Annotated in this window: 17 protein-coding genes and 1 pseudogene; 10 read left to right on the forward strand and 8 right to left on the reverse strand. The window is 59.5% G+C overall.

Annotation, left to right across the window (positions count from 1 at the left end; translation table 11 throughout):
* Window positions 1-121 precede the first annotated feature (121 nt).
* A complete protein-coding gene (locus tag ACP7BS_RS22245) occupies window positions 122-337 on the forward strand; it encodes a hypothetical protein (RefSeq protein WP_426230046.1) in 216 nt (71 codons plus the stop codon).
* Window positions 338-489: 152 nt separating this feature from the next.
* On the opposite strand, the gene ACP7BS_RS22250 is transcribed toward ACP7BS_RS22245, so the two are convergent.
* Window positions 490-1,602 carry a pyridoxal phosphate-dependent aminotransferase gene (locus tag ACP7BS_RS22250; RefSeq protein WP_426239947.1) on the reverse strand — a complete coding sequence of 371 codons (1,113 nt, stop codon included), beginning with the start codon at window positions 1,600-1,602 and terminating at the stop codon, window positions 490-492.
* Between the two features lie 265 nt (window positions 1,603-1,867).
* Here ACP7BS_RS22250 and ACP7BS_RS22255 point away from each other — a divergent pair, with 265 nt between their 5' ends.
* The 5 genes from ACP7BS_RS22255 to aat all read left to right on the forward strand — a co-directional run bounded on the left by ACP7BS_RS22255 (window position 1,868) and on the right by aat (window position 5,667).
* The gene (locus ACP7BS_RS22255; protein ID WP_426239855.1) at window positions 1,868-2,635 is read left to right on the forward strand and encodes a DsbA family protein; all 768 of its coding nucleotides are present in this window, start codon (window positions 1,868-1,870) and stop codon (window positions 2,633-2,635) included.
* Window positions 2,636-2,757: 122 nt separating this feature from the next.
* On the forward strand, window positions 2,758-3,204 hold the full coding sequence (aroQ, locus tag ACP7BS_RS22260) for a type II 3-dehydroquinate dehydratase (RefSeq protein ID WP_426230044.1): 447 nt from the start codon (window positions 2,758-2,760) through the stop codon (window positions 3,202-3,204).
* Between the two features lie 22 nt (window positions 3,205-3,226).
* Window positions 3,227-3,691, forward strand: coding sequence for an acetyl-CoA carboxylase biotin carboxyl carrier protein (accB, locus tag ACP7BS_RS22265; protein ID WP_426123060.1), 465 nt, complete (start codon window positions 3,227-3,229; stop codon window positions 3,689-3,691).
* Between the two features lie 9 nt (window positions 3,692-3,700).
* Entirely contained in the window at window positions 3,701-5,044 is a 1,344-nt protein-coding gene (gene accC, locus ACP7BS_RS22270) for an acetyl-CoA carboxylase biotin carboxylase subunit (protein ID WP_426230043.1), read from the forward strand.
* Between the two features lie 8 nt (window positions 5,045-5,052).
* Window positions 5,053-5,667: a leucyl/phenylalanyl-tRNA--protein transferase gene (gene aat / locus ACP7BS_RS22275; RefSeq protein ID WP_426239856.1), complete on the forward strand. Its 615-nt coding sequence runs from the start codon at window positions 5,053-5,055 to the stop codon at window positions 5,665-5,667.
* Between the two features lie 106 nt (window positions 5,668-5,773).
* Here the strand turns inward: aat and ACP7BS_RS22280 are convergent, their stop codons facing one another.
* The 6 genes and pseudogenes from ACP7BS_RS22280 to gatB form a co-directional block, all read right to left on the reverse strand.
* Complete coding sequence (locus tag ACP7BS_RS22280; RefSeq protein ID WP_426239857.1) at window positions 5,774-6,163, reverse strand: GNAT family N-acetyltransferase; 390 nt, start codon at window positions 6,161-6,163, stop codon at window positions 5,774-5,776.
* A gap of 16 nt (window positions 6,164-6,179) precedes the next feature.
* A pseudogene (locus ACP7BS_RS22285) lies at window positions 6,180-6,533 on the reverse strand (DUF2155 domain-containing protein); the annotation flags it as partial.
* Between the two features lie 227 nt (window positions 6,534-6,760).
* On the reverse strand, window positions 6,761-7,156 hold the full coding sequence (locus ACP7BS_RS22290) for an NADH:ubiquinone oxidoreductase subunit NDUFA12 (protein WP_426230039.1): 396 nt from the start codon (window positions 7,154-7,156) through the stop codon (window positions 6,761-6,763).
* A gap of 107 nt (window positions 7,157-7,263) precedes the next feature.
* Window positions 7,264-7,749 carry a GNAT family N-acetyltransferase gene (locus ACP7BS_RS22295; RefSeq protein WP_426230038.1) on the reverse strand — a complete coding sequence of 162 codons (486 nt, stop codon included), beginning with the start codon at window positions 7,747-7,749 and terminating at the stop codon, window positions 7,264-7,266.
* 87 nt (window positions 7,750-7,836) lie between these two features.
* The gene (locus tag ACP7BS_RS22300) at window positions 7,837-8,322 is read right to left on the reverse strand and encodes a GNAT family N-acetyltransferase (protein ID WP_426239858.1); all 486 of its coding nucleotides are present in this window, start codon (window positions 8,320-8,322) and stop codon (window positions 7,837-7,839) included.
* Between the two features lie 190 nt (window positions 8,323-8,512).
* Window positions 8,513-10,015, reverse strand: a complete 1,503-nt coding sequence (gene gatB, locus ACP7BS_RS22305; protein ID WP_426239859.1) for an Asp-tRNA(Asn)/Glu-tRNA(Gln) amidotransferase subunit GatB — start codon at window positions 10,013-10,015, stop codon at window positions 8,513-8,515.
* Window positions 10,016-10,100: 85 nt separating this feature from the next.
* On the opposite strand from gatB, the gene ACP7BS_RS22310 reads away from it, so the two are divergent.
* The 4 genes from ACP7BS_RS22310 to ACP7BS_RS22325 all read left to right on the forward strand — a co-directional run bounded on the left by ACP7BS_RS22310 (window position 10,101) and on the right by ACP7BS_RS22325 (window position 12,441).
* Window positions 10,101-10,466, forward strand: coding sequence for a DUF1294 domain-containing protein (locus tag ACP7BS_RS22310; protein ID WP_426239860.1), 366 nt, complete (start codon window positions 10,101-10,103; stop codon window positions 10,464-10,466).
* A gap of 70 nt (window positions 10,467-10,536) precedes the next feature.
* Complete coding sequence (locus ACP7BS_RS22315; RefSeq protein ID WP_426239861.1) at window positions 10,537-10,989, forward strand: Rrf2 family transcriptional regulator; 453 nt, start codon at window positions 10,537-10,539, stop codon at window positions 10,987-10,989.
* Window positions 10,990-11,084: 95 nt separating this feature from the next.
* Entirely contained in the window at window positions 11,085-11,990 is a 906-nt protein-coding gene (locus ACP7BS_RS22320) for an NAD(P)/FAD-dependent oxidoreductase (protein ID WP_426239862.1), read from the forward strand.
* 193 nt (window positions 11,991-12,183) lie between these two features.
* Complete coding sequence (locus ACP7BS_RS22325; RefSeq protein ID WP_426230032.1) at window positions 12,184-12,441, forward strand: YjhX family toxin; 258 nt, start codon at window positions 12,184-12,186, stop codon at window positions 12,439-12,441.
* 51 nt (window positions 12,442-12,492) lie between these two features.
* Here the strand turns inward: ACP7BS_RS22325 and ACP7BS_RS22330 are convergent, their stop codons facing one another.
* Window positions 12,493-13,002 (reverse strand): GNAT family N-acetyltransferase, encoded by a 510-nt coding sequence (locus ACP7BS_RS22330; protein ID WP_426239863.1) that lies wholly within the window; start codon window positions 13,000-13,002, stop codon window positions 12,493-12,495.
* Window positions 13,003-13,011 lie beyond the last annotated feature (9 nt).

Below are 13,011 nucleotides of genomic sequence, written 5' to 3' on the forward strand. Positions count from 1 at the left end.
ATTGGCCGGTTTTTTCGTTTCAAGCCTGTTCCATAAGTAACTGCGAAAATACCAGAGCTGCGGCAGATTGTGCTTCGCTGGACGAGATGGGCTCGCCCGGCACCAGCCGGAGGAGGCAATCATGCGACGTTTCCTTGTCGCAGCGGCGCTCGTCGCCATTCCCGCCATTTCGCTTGCAGCCACACCGCAGGCCGGCAGCAATGGCCGCCAGCGGTACAATGACTTCTACTACAAGAGTTATGACACAGCTTTTGAACCGGTGTGTGTAATCAGGATAGTCCGCAAGACGGACGAGCAAGGCAACCCCACCATACAGAAGGTCCGTATCTGCCGCTGAGGCAAACGGTTCGAAACGCGCCACAGGCATGCGCGTCCACTGGGCGCGCATGAAACACCGGCGTATCGAACCTGTACCAGCTCCCAATCCGATTCACAGCTGTGACAGACTGAATCCGGAAACCCCTTTAACAGACTGAGATCGCTACAGGATCACGCCAGCCAGCGGGCAATTCGGTCCATTGCAATGATCATTTCAGCTTCTGCCCCCGCATAGGAAAACCGCATCGCGCGATGCCCTTCGACAGGATCGAAATCGAGCCCAGGCGTTGCGGCGACATTGATCTCGGCCAGCATCTTGCGGGCAAAATCCATGCTGTCATTGGTGAAGCGGCTGACGTCGGCATAGGCATAGAAAGCGCCATCCATCGGCGAAGCGATGGTAAAACCGATCTCCGGCAGACGAGTCAGAAGAAGATCGCGATTGGCGGCGTAGGATGCCTTGTAGACATCCAGTTCCGCCTCGCAGCCGAGCGCTGCTTCCGCCGCGATTTGCGACAGTTCCGGCGGCGAAATATATAGGCTTTGAGCAATCCGCTCGAAGGCGCGAACCTGGATCTCCGGCAGGATCATCCAGCCGATCCGCCAGCCGGTCATGCAATAATATTTCGAGAACGAGTTGATGATGACCGCTTCATCGGTCACCGCAAGCGCCGTCGTCTCCTCGCCAGCAAAAGTCAGGCCGTGATAGATCTCGTCCGAGATGAAGGCGATATTGTTGTCATGGCAATAGTCGGCGAGCGCCTTCAGCCCTGCTTTGCCGGTCACCGTTCCTGTCGGATTGGCCGGGCTGGCGAGCAGAACGCCGTTTAACGGCCTCCCTGCTTTTTTGGCCGCAGCCTCAAGGTTTTGCGGTGTCAGAGTGAAGCCGCTTTCGGCATCCGCCTCAACCTCGACGACCGTCAGACCGAGGGCTGCCAGGATATTGCGGTAGGCCGGGTAGCCCGGGCGGGCGATAGCGACACAGTCGCCCGGATCAAACAGCGCCAGAAAAGCCAGATTGAAGCCGGCCGACGATCCCGTCGTTACGGCAACGCGCTGCGGGTCGATATCGATACCGTAGCGTGAACGATAATGCCGGGCGATCGCGATTCTGAGCGACGCAGTTCCAAGTGCATCGGTGTAACCGAGACGGCCGTGGCCAAGCGCCGTTCGCGCCGCTTCCAGCGCTGCCTTCGGTGCTGGATGGCTCGGCTGGCCGACAGCCATCGAGATCACCGGGTAACCGGCCTCGCGGCGCTTGGTGGCCTCGGCCAGAACATCCATGGCATGAAACGGTTCGACGGAACTGCGGGCGGACAGAGGCTTCAACGGCACATCCTCGATGTTTTTGACGTGACAGGCATGTGCCTGATCGCAAAGGGCTTCACAAGTGCGCGAGCGCCGCATTTCCGCCGATTTTGCGGTTTCGTTTGGCGCCGCGCCACCCTATGGTCGGCGGCGATATTCTGTTGTCCTTCAAACAAGCCTGTTGACGCGGCCTTAGCACTTGAACGACAGACTGCAGCAACGAAAGACAACGAGGACCATCATGGCATTCAACGTTCGCAAGATCATCGCCGCTTCGCTCATCCTTTTGACGGCGAGTGCTGCTACCTCTCCGGCAGCCTACGCGCTGGATGCCAAGCAGAAGCAGGAAATCGGCGATTTCATCAAGGAATACCTCGTCGCCAATCCTGAAATTCTTCTCGAAGCCCAGCAGGCATTGAAGAAGAAACAGGCCGACGAACAGTCGGCGCAGGCGCAGAGCGCCATCTCCGACAATGAAAAGGCCATCTTCCAGTCGCCCTATGACGTGACGCTCGGCAATCCGAAGGGCAATGTGACCATCGTCGAATTCTACGATTACAATTGCGGCTACTGCAAACGCGCCCTGTCGGACATGGAAACCATTCTGGAAAAGGACAAGAACGTCCGTTTCGTCCTGAAGGAACTGCCGATCCTCGGACCGGATTCGATGGCCGCCCATAAGGTCAGCACCGCCTTCCGCGCCATCGCGCCGGAAAAATATGGTGACTTCCATCGCGCCCTTTTGGGCGGCGAGGACCGCGCCAACGAGGAAACGGCGATGGCCGTTGCCACCGGTCTTGGCGTGACCGAGGCCGACCTGCGCAAGAAGATGGCTGAGAACACGCAGGATGATGCCGTCAAGGAGGTCTACACACTTGCCAACGATCTCGGCATTACCGGCACCCCGTCCTACGTGATCGGCAAGGAAGCCGTTTATGGCGCCGTCGGCGCAGAAGAAATTGAAACCAAGGTCACCAACGTCCGTACCTGCGGCAAGACCGTCTGCTAAGTTCCATTTTTGGGTAAGCGGCGCGTTATGGCTTGTGGACAAATGCCGAGGGGGGCCAAAGGGCTTTTCCTCGGCAGTTCGCCGGTCTATACGTAGCGCTCGATTATCGGACCGGATCCCTTATGCCATCGACCATTTTCGTGCTGAACGGCCCCAACCTCAACGCGCTCGGCAAACGCGAGCCCGGTATTTATGGGGGCCAGACGCTGGCCGACATCGAGGCAATGTGCGTCGAGCATGGCAATACGCTCGGCCTCAACGTCGTTTGCCGCCAGAGCAATCATGAAGGCGATCTCGTCGACTGGTTCCACGAGGCAGGCAGCGTAGCGCAGGGCATCGCCATCAATGCCGGCGCCTACACCCACACATCGATCGCATTGCACGATGCGGCAAAGGCGATCGGTATTCCGGTTGTCGAAGTGCATCTCTCCAATGTTCATGCCCGCGAGGAATTCCGGCACAAATCGATGCTGGCACCCGCCGCAAAAGGCGTGATCTGCGGCTTTGGTGCCGACAGTTACATTCTGGCGCTCAATGCGCTAAAGACACTCACACAACAGACGAAATAAAAAGAACACGAGGCTCATATCCATGGCTGACAAGAAACCCGGCATCGACCAGTCGCTGATCCGCGATCTCGCCAACATTCTGAACGAAACCGATCTCACCGAAATCGAAGTGGAACAGGATGACCTGCGTATCCGCGTTTCCCGCGCCGGTACGCCGCAATACGTGTCCGCTCCTGTTCCGGTCGCTGCACCGGTCCAGGCCGCTTCGGCCGGCGTTTCTGCGATCTCCGCTGCAGAAACCGCACGGGCGTCCAAGAACGCCCTGACCGCACCGATGGTCGGCACGGCTTATCTGTCGCCTGCTCCCGGCTCGCGCCCCTTCGTCGAAGTCGGCGCCACCGTCAAGGAAGGCCAGACGATCCTGATCATCGAAGCCATGAAGACGATGAACCAGATCCCGGCGCCCCGCTCCGGCAAGGTTACCGAAATCCTCGTTGAAGACGGCGCACCGGTCGAGTACGGCGAAGCGCTTGTCGTCATCGAATAGGCCGAGCAAATGATTTCAAAAATCCTCATCGCCAATCGCGGCGAAATCGCCCTTCGGGTGCTGCGCGCCTGCAAGGAACTCGGCATTGCCACCGTCGCGGTTCATTCGACCGCCGACGCCAACGCGATGCATGTGCGGCTTGCCGACGAGAGCGTCTGCATCGGCCCGCCGCCCTCGCGCGACAGCTATCTCAACATCCACCAGATCGTTGCTGCCTGCGAGATCACCGGCGCCGACGCCGTGCATCCGGGCTACGGCTTTCTGTCCGAAAATGCCAAGTTCGCCGATATCCTCGACGCCCATGGCATCACCTTCATCGGACCGACCGCCGATCACATCCGCATCATGGGTGACAAGATCACGGCCAAGGAAACCGCCAAGTCGCTTGGCATTCCGGTCGTTCCCGGTTCGGCCGGTGAAGTGTTACCGGAAAATGCGCTTGAGATCGCCCGCGAAATCGGCTTCCCCGTGCTGATCAAGGCCACCGCCGGAGGCGGCGGACGCGGCATGAAGGTGGCGAAGAACGAGGAAGAACTGTCCGAGGCGGTTTCCACAGCACGTTCAGAAGCGCTTGCCGCTTTCGGCAACGACGCCGTCTACATGGAAAAGTATCTCAGCAAGCCACGCCATATCGAAGTTCAGGTCGTTGGCGACGGCGAAGGCAATGCCATTCACCTCGGTGAACGTGACTGCTCTTTGCAGCGCCGCCACCAGAAGGTCTGGGAAGAAGCCAATTCGCCGGCCCTCAATGTCGAGCAGCGGATGAAGATCGGCGAAATCTGCGCCGATGCCATGCGCAAGCTGAAATACCGCGGCGCCGGCACGATCGAGTTTCTCTACGAAAATGGCGAGTTCTTCTTCATCGAGATGAACACCCGCCTGCAGGTCGAGCATCCGATCACCGAAGCCATCACCGGCATCGACCTGGTGCACGAGCAGATCCGCGTCGCTTCCGGCGGTGGTCTGTCGGTGACGCAGGACGAGATCGTCTTTTCCGGCCATGCCATCGAATGCCGTATCAATGCCGAGGATCCGCGCACCTTCGTGCCGTCGCCCGGCACGATCACGCATTTCCATGCTCCGGGCGGTCTCGGTGTTCGCGTCGATTCCGGTGTCTATCAGGGCTACAAGATTCCGCCCTACTACGACAGCCTGATCGGCAAGCTGATCGTGCACGGACGCACCCGCGTCGAATGCATGATGCGGCTGCGCCGCGTGCTCGATGAATTCGTCATCGACGGCATCAAGACGACCTTGCCTCTGTTCCAGGACCTGATCAACAATCAGGACATCGCCAACGGCGACTACGACATCCATTGGCTGGAAAACTATCTGGCCCAGTCGGCCGAATGAGGTTTTGAATGAAGGGGACCCGCAGCAGGCAGCCGGATATTACACCGGATTTGCTGTTGCGGGCCTATTCCATCGGCCTGTTCCCGATGGCCGACAGCGCTGACGATCCCGAACTGTTCTGGGTCGAGCCTGAATTGCGCGGCATTATCCCGCTCGACGATTTCCACATTTCCAAAAGCCTGGCCAAGACGATCCGGCGCGCGCCTTTCGATATCCGGTACGACACGGCCTTCGAGCAGGTCATGGACGGATGCGCCGCCCCTGCCCCGGACCGCCCGACCACCTGGATCAACGCCAGGATCCGCTCGCTCTACGCCACGTTGCACGGCATGGGCCACGCGCATTGCGTCGAAGCCTGGGACGGTGACGAACTGGTGGGCGGCCTCTACGGCGTGTCGCTTGGCTCGGCGTTCTTCGGCGAAAGCATGTTTTCGCGCCGCACCGATGCCTCGAAGATCTGCCTCGTGCATCTGGTCGAGCGGCTGCGAAAGCAGGGTTTTGTCCTGCTCGACACGCAGTTCACCACCGAACACTTGAAAAATTTTGGCGCAATCGATGTACCCAAGTCGCGCTATGAAAAGATGCTGGCACGGGCGATTGCAACGCCGCATCTGAAGTTTTGATACGCAGGCTCGCGTCACTGCGGTGGCGAGCGTCACTCATGACGCCGCAACACACGCACGTCCCCTCATCCGGCTGAGGGGCAACCCAGCGCAAAAAAACCGAGCTTTATCGCAGTTTCATGAGACCCGCTTCGGTCTTTCTGAAACCGCAATTGCGATGGAACGCGGCCAGATGCGCTTCGAAATCAACATGCAGCCAAAGCGCTCCCCGTTCACGGGCGAGCGTTTCGGCTGCCTTCACCAAGCGGGTCGCGATACCCATGCGGCGCTTGGCGGGATGCACGCAGGTGTCGAGAATGAAGGCGTGGATACCGCCGTCCCAGGCAACGTTGACGAAGCCGATCAGATGCCCATCGTCATAGGCGCCGACATGAGCAAGGCTTCGCGGCAGGATGCCCGAAAAATCTCTCGGCGTGTGTTCGCCCCAGGCTGCTGCCCACAGCGCGTTCAGCTGGTCGTTCGGGGGAAACGGATCGGTGCGGATTTCGATGGTCAACGCGATCCTTAAAGCATTACTGCTTGGCTGCGGAATCCGGAGGCGGCAGGTCGGACTTGGCCTTGCAGCTGTTCAGCCAGACGTCATAGACGGGATGCTCGACGGCGTTCAGGCCGGGGCTGTCGGCAAACATCCAGCCGGTAAAGATGCGGCGGATCTTGCGGTCCAGCGTTATTTCGTCGACCTCGACAAACGTGTCGGTCTTCGGCGCTTCGGTCTCGTCGCGGCTGTAACAGACGCGCGGCGTCACCTGCAGTGCGCCGAACTGGACGGTCTCGCCGATATAGACATCGAAGGTGGTGATGCGACCGGTGATCTTGTCGATACCGGAAAAAACGGCAACCGGGTTGGTGATCCTTGCTGCGTCGGCGGCCGTCATCATCGAAAGAACGGCGGTGCTGGCAATCGCGAACAGCGAGGCTGCCGCAAACATCCGGCGCTTTGAAATTCGCAGACTTGAAACTACCATTCTAACGCCCGTCTCCCGCGCAATCCCCGGCCAAGGTGCCGGGCATCAGGCGCTAAACATCAAATGTGGCCGAGGCATGTTGCCTGCGGTGCAATCAACAATCCCGAAGAACTGTTTGCAAATCCGGTTCAGGAGCGTGGCGTCCAGGCATCATAGTCGCCGGTAACGCGCGGACGCTCGCCGGTGGCATTGATCGAGCCCGGCGGCCGGTAAGCCTGGGCAGAACCGGTGCCGTTCGGCTGATGCGGCTTCTGCCACTCGCGCGCATTGTAGCTCTCGTCGGCCGGCGACACGTCGGTGCGGTGGTGCATCCAGCCGTGCCAGCCCGGTGGGATGGCGGAGGCATCGGCATAACCGTTATAGATCACCCAGCGGCGCGTGCGGCCCTCGGAATCAGTGCCGCCCTGATAGTAGACATTGCCGGCCGCATCTTCGCCCACTCTTTTGCCGAAGCGCCAGGTGTGAAAGCGGGTGCCGATCGTCTGTCCATTCCACCAGGTAAAAATCTGCAGCAGAGACTTCATGATGTCCGTCCTTGGCCGCGCCAAATAAACGCGCGGGATATCCTTGAGTACTGCTCCGCTTATGCCGCGCAGCCTGCCGCTTGTCCAGTGATTCCGTTGCAGCGCCGCTATTTCAACCGAATCTTGAAGCCGAGATGGGAGGGCTCGAACCCGACCCGCTCATAAAACCGGTGGGCATCAAGGCGCTGCTTGTTGGAGCTCAGCTGCACCTTGGAAAGACCTTGCGCACGGGCCGTATCGATAGCGAACCGCATCATCGTCTCGCCGATCCCCCTGCCGCGCATGTCCTTCCGGGTCTGCACGGCCTCGATCAGCAGGTTGGAGCTACCCCGGCCGGACAACGTCGTCAGGATCGTGGTCTGGAACGTACCGACCACCGCACCATCGACCTCGGCGACATACAGCGTCTCATTGGGTGTGGCGATGATGCGCTCAAAAGCCGCGAGATAGTCGGCAAAGGCATCCGGCGCAGTGGTGTCGCCGTGACCACCGAGCATATCGGAGGCGAACAGGGCGATGATCTCGGTGAGATCTTCGCGGTTTGCCTGCCTGATCGATACATTCAGTGTTGGGGGTAGTTTTGGTGCGTGCATGTCTTCCGATTCCCGTTTTCTGACCGTGGCTTGCCAGCGGATGAAGAAGGAAATGTGACAGCAGCGCGCGCGAGAACCAACGCAACCTCAGTCCAGAGGCTTTTCCATCACGATCGTTGCAATGCCCCAGGTCGCAGCCCCAACGCCTGCCCTGACGAAGCCATGCGCGTCATAGAAGCCGATAGCCTTAGCGTTGTTCTCCTCGACCTCGACCCGCATCGTGCCCGCATAGGGAAAGCAGGTTTCGAGTTCGGCAAAAATATCGCGGGCAATTCCCTGCCGCTGAAACTGCGGCAGGACGTAGAGCTGGTGCAGCACCGCCGTTTCATGCAGCGTTTCGGACATCGAGGCAAAGCCCATGCCGCCGATCAACTTGCCATCGTCGGCGACCAAGAATTCGCCATTCTTGCGCTGAAGATTGGCCTTCAGCGCCGTCACGGAATGCCACTTGGCTGATATCTCGTTGATCTTCTCGGCACCGTATTGCGCGTCATAAGTCGCATGCGCGGTCTCACCGAGAAGCGCCGAGACTTTCGCCAGATCGCGCTCGGTGGCTGTGCGGACGAAGAACATTTTTTGGGCCTTTCAATCGCAATTCCGGACGGAAAAACGGGTCACGCTTTTCTTGGAATTGCTCAGTCCTCGATTTTCGATCGCAATTCCGGACGGAAAACCGTTTCACACTTTTCCTGGAATTGCTCGATTCTCGACTTTCAATCGCAATTCCGGACGGAAAACCGTTTCACACTTTTCCTGGAATTGCTCAGTCCTCGATGCCGAGCTTGGCCTTGACCAAAGCCTGCACCGCCTGCGGGTTGGCCTTGCCGCCGGTCGACTTGATCACCTGGCCGACGAACCAGCCGGCAAGCGAGGGCTTGGCCTGAACCTTGGCGACCTGATCGGGGTTGGCGGCGATGATCTCGTCGACAGCCTTTTCGATGGCGCCGGTGTCCGTGACCTGCTTCATGCCGCGGCTTTCCACCAGCTCGGCCGGGTCGCCGCCTTCGGTCCAGACGATTTCAAACAGGTCCTTGGCGATCTTGCCGGAGATCACTTCCGACTTGATGAGGTCGAGAATGCCGCCGAGCTGGGCGGGGGAAACCGGAGTCTCTTCAATGGCTTTGCCGGCTTTGTTCAAGGCGCCGAGCAGGTCGTTGATGACCCAGTTGGCGGCAATCTTGCCGTCGCGGCCAGCGGCCACGGCCTCAAAATAATCGGCAATCACCTTTTCCGACACCAGCACGGATGCGTCATAGATCGACAGGCCGAGATCGCGAACGAAGCGCTCCTTCTTGTCGTCAGGCAGTTCCGGCAGGTCGGCCTTCAGCGCTTCGACGAAGGCATCGTCGAATTCGAGCGGCAACAGGTCCGGGTCCGGGAAATAGCGGTAGTCATGCGCGTCTTCCTTCGAGCGCATCGAGCGGGTCTCGCCCTTGCCCGGGTCGAACAGGCGGGTTTCCTGGTCGATCGAGCCGCCATCTTCGAGAATGCCAATCTGGCGGCGGGCTTCGTACTCGATCGCCTGGCCAATGAAGCGGATGGAATTGACGTTCTTGATTTCGCAGCGCGTGCCGAAATCCTCGCCCGGACGGCGCACGGAAACGTTGACGTCGGCGCGTACAGAGCCTTCGTCCATGTTGCCGTCGCAGGTGCCGAGGTAACGCACGATCGACCGCAGCTTGGTGACATAGGCCTTGGCTTCATCGGACGAGCGCATGTCGGGCTTGGAGACGATTTCCATCAGCGCCACGCCGGAGCGGTTCAAATCGACATAGGACATGGTCGGGCTCTGGTCGTGCATCGACTTGCCTGCATCCTGTTCCAGATGCAGCCGCTCGATGCCGATTTCGATATCCTCGAACTGGCCCTGACGATCCGGGCCGACCGAAATGACGATCTGGCCCTCGCCGACGATCGGATCCTTGAACTGGGAAATCTGGTAGCCCTGCGGCAGGTCCGGATAGAAATAGTTCTTGCGGTCGAAGATCGAGCGCTTGTTGATCTGCGCCTTCAGGCCGAGACCCGTGCGCACCGCCTGCTTGACGCATTCCTCGTTGATGACGGGCAGCATGCCGGGCATCGCCGCATCGACCAGCGAGACGTTGGAGTTCGGTGCATTGCCGAATGTCGTCGAGGCACCCGAAAACAGCTTCGAATTGCTCGTCACCTGGGCATGAACTTCCAGGCCGATGATGACTTCCCAATCGCCAGTGGCGCCGGGAATATAGCGTTTCGGTTCTGAGATGCGGACGTCGACGAGGGTCATGGAATGCTCTTCTGTAAGCTTCAATTCGTGTGTCTCTGGGTAGAACAATTGGCTTTGGCGTGCAAGGCTTGTCGCGGGCGAGACCATGGAAACCCTCCGAAGTCAGCTTGTTTGCAGTCCTTTCAGATTTGCCTGGCAAAATGAAACCATGACAACAAGCCAGACCATCATTCTGATCATTCTGCTGATCAACATCATAACCTTCTGCACCTTCTGGTGGGACAAGGACGCGGCGCGCGAAGGTCATTGGCGCGTACCGGAAAGCAGACTACTCGGCCTCGCGCTAATTGGCGGCAGCCTTGGTGCGATCGCGGGACAACAACTGCTTCGTCACAAAACCCGGAAAGAACCCTTCCGCACCGAACTCATGCTGATCGTTACGATTCATATCGCCGCGCTTACGGCGTGGCTTTCAGCGCCCCTGTGGCTTCCGCACGTTCTCGCTAAGTAATGACGAAGGTCTGTCTTGAACGTCCTATTCCGGCTTGACGTGCAGCACGATTCGTAACTATTGTTATTACATGAAAAGAAACAGCCGCCTTTCCGCAGTGCTGCACGCATTGCTGCACATGGCAGAACGCGAGCGGCCGATGACATCGGACGAGCTTGCCGTCTGCCTCCACACCAACCCTGTCGTGGTCCGGCGCACCATGGCCGGGCTGCGCGAGGCAGGCCTTGTCACCTCCGGCCGTGGCCATGGCGGCGGCTGGACGCTGGCCCGGTCGCTGGAGGATGTCACCATGCGCGACATCTATGCAGCACTGGGCGAGCCGATGCTGTTCCAGATGGGCAATGTCAGCGAAAGCCCGGGCTGCCTGGTCGAACAGGCCGTCAATCACGCGCTCGACGATGCTTTTCGCGATGCGGAGGCCATGCTGATTGCGCGCCTCGGGCAAGTGACGCTGGCCACGCTTGCCGATGATTTCAAGCGGCGCTTTGCCGAACACAGGGCCGCACTGAAACCGCCCGGCTGAAACACAGCCCGGCTAACATCCCTATCAACACTGATGTCTCCCCAATCCGGTTTCTCATGAAATTTTCGGATGGCGGAGCTATGGAAGGAACGACCATGCAACAGGATGCAATCATCATCGGCGGCGGCTTTGCCGGACTGTCGGCCGCCTATATTCTCGCCCGTGCCCGGCGGCATGTCACCATCATCGACAGCGGCACGCCGCGCAACCGGTTCGCCGCCCATTCCCACGGCGTGCTGGGGCTCGACGGCAAATCAGGACTGGAGATCCTTACCGATGCACGCGCCCAGCTTGCTGCCTACCCTACGGTAACCTTCGTCGAGGGCGAGGCTGACGCCGCGGAAGGCGTACTCGACGACTTCCATGTCAGCGTCGCTGGGCACGGCTCGATTGCTGCCCGGCGACTGCTTCTCGCCAGCGGCGTCGAAGACCGCCTGCCCGATATTCCAGGCCTTTCCGAACGCTGGGGCAAGACGGTGCTTCATTGCCCCTATTGCCACGGCTATGAAATCGGCGGCGGGCCGATCGGCGTCCTGGCGACACAGCCGATGTCGGCGCATCAGGCGGCAGTCGTTGCCGACTGGGGCGATGTCACCCTCTTTACCAACGGCATGCCGGAGCCGGACGAAGAGACACTTGCCCTTCTCGAGAGGCGTAACGTAACCCTCCAGCCGGGTGCGGTTGGCGTGATCGAGACCAGTACCTGCGATATGCTCCGGGTTCGGCTGGAGAACGGCCGGACTTTTGACGTCAAGGCGCTGTTCGTCGCGGCCGATCTGCATATGCGCGGCACGATCGCCGAAAGCCTCGGCTGCGCACTAACGGAGACACCCGCCGGCAAGATCCTCACCACCGACACCGTCAAGGCGACCAGCGTCGCCGGGGTTTATGCCGCCGGCGACAATGCCCGCGCCTTCGGAAATATCACGCTGGTTTCCGCCGATGGCGTCATGGCCGGCCTCGGCATGCACCAGTCGCTGATGTTCGCATCGCATTCTTGACGGCGCTGCCATCCTTCGCTTAAAAACGGCCGTCCTTATGGAGTTTTGATGTTTTCTATATCCGAGATTGCCTGAAGGCCCTGCCTGCAAAAGTCTTTTGCGGGCACGGGCCGGAAAACGAAGCCCTGACGTTCGACTGAACGGCAGACCCGTTTTCATGCGTTCACGCGAACGCTTTTCGGATCTCGACATCATGGACATTTCACGCGAAGAACAGCGTATTCTACATCTCATGGCCCAAGGCGGCCGCATCGAAATCCTCCGCCTGGACGGCAAGACCATCGACAGCGCTCGATGCTTCACCCGCGACGGCTGGCTTTATCCCGGCTTCGGCCTCGATATGTTTCGTAAACTGAAACGGAAGAAGGCAATCTCGTCATCCGGCGGCAAGCCCTACCGGATTACCCAACGCGGCCTTGTTCTCGTGCGCTCGCAGCTGAACAACTGCTAACAAAACAAAGCCGGTGGGACCGTTCACTCGGTCTCGCCGGTTCTTTTGCGTTCAGAACCACTGCTCATCGTTATGGACAACAGGATCTCCCAGTATTTTCGTCATGCCGACCGATTCGACATCCCGGTCGAGTTTTGGTGCATAGGCCGTCGACAGCGAACTGATCGCATATCCGTGCTTGCGGAAAAACCCGATGGCCTTGTCATTCTGCGCATGAGTCCGAATGATGGCGGCCTCGAAACCGTCAGCCAGAATTCTGTGCTCCAGATCGGCAAGCAGCGATGAGCCGAGACCGTTTCTCTGCAGCGATGGCTCTATCCAAAGATCGGATATCGTGCCGTCCTCATCCTCGCGCGCCGCCCAACCGGCCACCACGCCGCTGATTTCAACGACGCTGACCGAAAACCAGTTCGATCTGAGAAAGGACAGGAACGACAATTCGGCAACGCGGCGCATCGCCTGCGCATCGGCAACGCCGGAAACGGCTTTCTCCCAGGCATCAAGCCCGATCATGGCAAGTTCTGGAACTTCGTGTTCGCGCGCAAGGCGGACGATGATCATGCAGCGGTC

Origin of the sequence: Pararhizobium sp. DWP1-1-3, assembly GCF_049896125.1 — a bacterium.
GTDB lineage: Bacteria > Pseudomonadota > Alphaproteobacteria > Rhizobiales > Rhizobiaceae > Pararhizobium.